The organism is Frateuria flava (assembly GCF_017837635.1).
GTDB classification, from domain to species: domain Bacteria; phylum Pseudomonadota; class Gammaproteobacteria; order Xanthomonadales; family Rhodanobacteraceae; genus Frateuria_A; species Frateuria_A flava.
Map to the genome: position 1 here is coordinate 1 of NZ_JAGJRS010000027.1, position 4,156 is coordinate 4,156.

The following is a 4,156-nucleotide window of genomic DNA, read 5'->3' on the forward strand; positions in this document are numbered from 1 at the left end:
TCAACGTCACGACGCTATCGATCCCGGCCACCGAGGTCAGTCACTCCGGACAGAGCGTCACGGCACGTGCCTGTGATGCCAACGGCTGCTCGGCGTGGTCCAGCCCGGTGACGGCGGTGAAGCTATGAGGCGGGCGCGGCGCGGTGGCGCGGGCCGGGTGTGGACCAGGGAGGGAGCGATCGTGAAAGCATCAGGTTGGAGAGGCGCGGCGTGGGCGCGCGTTGCGGCGGTCGTGCTGACAATGCTGAGCCTGTGCTGGGGTGGCCCGGCGCCGGCGGCGGAAACGACGACGTACGTGCTGACGGATGTGCAGGGCACGGTGCTCGCGCGGGAGGATGCGCAGGGCAACATCATCGCGCGGTACGACTATCGGCCCTATGGCAGGCAGCAGGCGGGGCCGGTAGCGACGGGGCCGGGGTATACGGGGCATGTGGAGGATCCGGATACCGGGCTCGTTTACATGCAGCAGCGGTATTACGATCCGGAGATTGGAACGTTTGCCAGTATAGATCCCCATCCGGTTTTAGCGGGTGAAATTTTTTTCTTTAATCGATATCTATACGCTAGGGGCGCTCCTTCTCGATATGTAGATAGCTTTGGCGATAAGCCGGGGGACAAATTTAGTACAGCAGAAGAGGCTGCCCGTGATGCCCTTACGTATATAAACCAAACCTCGATAGCAACAAATCACGAATACCAAGGATGGATAGTGCTGTCCGGTTCTCAGTTTATTGCCACAGATCCTATGCAAATCTCGGAAACAGGCGGGCCGGGGTTGCCGCCGGGTGTCGCCAGCGTTGTTGGTGACTATCATACTCGCGGCAATTACTCTGTCTTAGATGCGGATGGGAACATAGTTGTAACAGGTAGATCTAGCCGAGACCACTTTAATAGCGACATGTTTTCTCCTAACGATATTTTGCGATACCAAGGCCTTGCTCGTAACCAGCCAGAATTCCAGGGTTTTGTTGGCACACCTGGAGGGAGGTTTTTGGCATGGTATAAAAATGTGATTTATCGATTGCCAAATTTGAAACAAAACTCAGCAGAAGAGCAGGAGAGAATATATGAGGAGCAGCGTAAGAAAGACGAGGAAAGAAAGGAGTCATCTATGCCGCCACAAGGTCGTGGATCGGAAGCGCAGCGATGATGTTTACACTTTTGCTACACTTCGCAAAACGGTGGCTCATTTCTGCCTGATTCTGGTGTCGATTTGCGTGATGGCTGATTTGCCGGCCCAGAATATCCTAAGCGGCCAGCCCTCTCCATTTGGAGCGGTGGTTCCGATTGCTCGTACAAAAGACATTTCAAGCTGTAGAGAAAAGGACTGCGATCTAACATCGGCCCAAGTTTCCGCGCTTTACGAGGCGAGTTCCTTTTACGCTAGGGACATGCCGACGGCGAAGGAATACAGTGCTCTCGTTGGATTACGTAACAGAGAAGTGTGGGTCACGTTTATGCCGCTAAAAAGCATAATCACCGGAGATGGGGCCGCTCGAAAAAGGATGTATCCTATCACCTATAGGTTTTCAGAAGATGGAAAGCTTCTGCTGGGAAAGTTTTACAACAGATAAAAGCTTAAGAATAAGAGTGCCAATATTCCGCAAGGCGCGTGATGCCGTTTGATAAGGGGGCTTGGTGTTAATTTATTAGCTGGGCTGCGATAAGGCGATGACAAGCTAATGGGCTCAGGTGCACTTACTGGGCGCAATGCAGCCGGTTACGGCTGCTATAGCACGGTCGCGACAATTAAAGGGGCGGGTAATTAAGCGTCTGGAAAATTAAGAGGCGGTGGTAATTAAGCGTCTGCGATTGCCGAATCAGAGCCGGCAATCTGCGAGCCCCATGGTGCGGCCGCGACCGTGGCAATCGCCATCCCGCCGCCGTCGTCCACGGGCGGGTACGCCAACACGACCGGTACGTCCAAAGAGGTGGAGAGCGTCTACGACGGGCCGCTTTCCATGCACTCGTATGCCGTACGTGCCTGCAACCCATACGCCTGCAGCGGCTGGGTCAGCGCTGTCCAGCGCGATGTGTACAACCCGCCCAGCTCGGCGCCGAGCCTGAGTGCCCCCAGCACCAATGGAACGGGCAGCTACACGGTGAGCTGGGGCGCGGTCTTCCAGGCCTCCAGCTACACCTTGCAGGAAAGCGTCAATGGCGGTGCCTGGTCCACGGTCTACAGCGGCGGAGGCACGTCGAAGGCGTTCAGCGGCAAGGCGGTCGCGAGCTACCGCTATCGGGCCATGGCCTCCAACAGCGGTGGCCATGGCCCGTGGAGCGCCACCGTGACCGTCACGGTAGCGATCGTCACCAACGTGACGGGCGTGACGGCGCAGGTGCGGTGGGTCAGTACCGGGTTCAGTGCGATCGCCAGTGCCCCCTCGCTCAGGGCGGCCCCCGCCGGTTCGACGGACGTCTCGCCGAGCATGATGCCGCCACCGCCCGAGCCGACCTACGCGTGGTTCCTCACCGCCAGCTGGAACGGGGCGACGGGTGCGACGCGGTATGAGGTGCGGGCGACCGATACGGTCACGGGCGCAGTCAAGACCTTTAACGTTACGACGTTATCGATCCCGGCCACCGAGGTCAGCCATTCCGGGCAGAGCGTCACGGCGCGCGCCTGCGATGCCAACGGCTGCTCGGCATGGTCCAGTCCGGTGACGGCGGTGAAGCTATGAGGCGGGCGCGGCGCGGTGGCGCGGGCCGGGTGTGGACCAGGGAGGGAGCGATTGTGAAAGCATCAGGTTGGAGAGGCGCGGCGTGGGCGCGCGTTGCGGCGGTCGTGCTGGTGTTGCTGACCCTAAGTTTGAGTGACCAGGCGCCGGCGGCGGAAACGACGACGTACGTGCTGACGGATGTGCAGGGCACGGTGCTCGCGCGGGAGGGTGCGCAGGGCAACATCATCGCGCGGTACGACTATCGGCCCTACGGCAAGCAGCAGACGGGCCCGGTGGCGGCGGGGCCGGGGTATACGGGGCATGTGGAGGATCCGGATACCGGGCTCGTGTACATGCAGCAGCGGTATTACGATCCGGAGGTCGGACGGTTCCTGAGTGTCGACCCGGTTATGGCTTACGAGAAGCCGATGACCAACTTCAACCGATACGCATACGCCAGGAACAATCCCTATCGCTTCACCGATCCGGATGGCAGGGACAGCGTGGGTAAGATGATTGATTCCCAGGCCATTGGCTGTGGTGAGGTTAGTTGCGCAGGCTGGGCTGCTACGAAGGCGCTCTGGACTGTTTTTGGTGCGGAAGGTGTTAGCCAGGTCTATGACAAAGGTGCGGGCGCTAGCACGGGCGACAAGGTGATGGCTGGAGTCGAAGTCGCTTCGCTCGGTTTAGGCGGCAAGGTTGGTGCTGGCATAAGGGCCGTAGAGGGTGCGGCGAAGTGGTTAGCTCCTGCTGCTCGCATGTCACGCCAAGTTGCTCGTGAATTCGGTGTCGCAGGCAAGGCCACCAGAAATGGTAGCGGCACAATTTTCAAACTTGCGGACGGGAAAGTGACCGTTCGAGTTATGGAAGAAGGTGGCGGTCGCACGAACTACCTTCGAGTTAGTGTCGAAGGGAAAGGAAGCGTGGATGCGGCAGGAAAACTTTCGAGTGACATGAATGCCACGCATATTCCAATCGGGAAGGATTCCCTGAGGCTGATACGGGATGTTGTTAAGAGGTTCGCGGAATGACAAGCCGAGTTGATTTCGACAGATACTGGGGCGCGCAGCTTTCTGCTATCGAATACGACTGCAAGTCAATGTCTATGGTGTTTGTTCTTTTTTGGACGATTGACTCCAGGCCGTGCTGTGCTCGTCTGCAATTCAACGGTGTATCGAGATGTGAACTTGCGGCCGAGAAGGTGTTTGAAAGCGAGGTTGTGGAGCTTGTATCGCTTGAGGGGAGGCATGCCGATGGGTATTGGCATATTGCTGGCGAACTGTCGAACTATGAGTTCTCGATTCGTTGTGTCGACATCCAAGACGATGCCAGCTGAGGTATGGAACTCGCGTCCGACCGCCCATGACGCGCTCATCGCCGAGCCTGCGTGCTCCTAGCACCAATGGTGAGCTGGGGCACGGTCTTCCACGCCTCCAGCTACACCTTGCAGGAAAGCGTCAACGGCGGTGCCTGGTCCACGGTCTACAGCGGCGGAG

At 58.4% G+C, this 4,156-nt stretch carries 4 protein-coding genes; all 4 read left to right on the forward strand.

The genetic code is table 11. The features are described from left to right. Positions 1-181 precede the first annotated feature (181 nt). Positions 182-1,150, forward strand: a complete 969-nt coding sequence (locus J7I44_RS13575; protein ID WP_209621863.1) for an RHS repeat-associated core domain-containing protein — start codon at positions 182-184, stop codon at positions 1,148-1,150. A 712-nt stretch (positions 1,151-1,862) separates the two neighbouring features. Then, positions 1,863-2,681, forward strand: a complete 819-nt coding sequence (locus J7I44_RS13580; protein WP_209621864.1) for a hypothetical protein — start codon at positions 1,863-1,865, stop codon at positions 2,679-2,681. A 53-nt stretch (positions 2,682-2,734) separates the two neighbouring features. Further along, a complete protein-coding gene (locus J7I44_RS13585; protein ID WP_209621866.1) occupies positions 2,735-3,691 on the forward strand; it encodes an RHS repeat-associated core domain-containing protein in 957 nt (318 codons plus the stop codon). Further along, positions 3,688-3,996 (forward strand): hypothetical protein, encoded by a 309-nt coding sequence (locus J7I44_RS13590; protein WP_209621868.1) that lies wholly within the window; start codon positions 3,688-3,690, stop codon positions 3,994-3,996. The genes J7I44_RS13585 and J7I44_RS13590 overlap by 4 nt, the downstream gene beginning before the upstream one ends. The last annotated feature ends 160 nt before the right edge of the window (positions 3,997-4,156 follow it).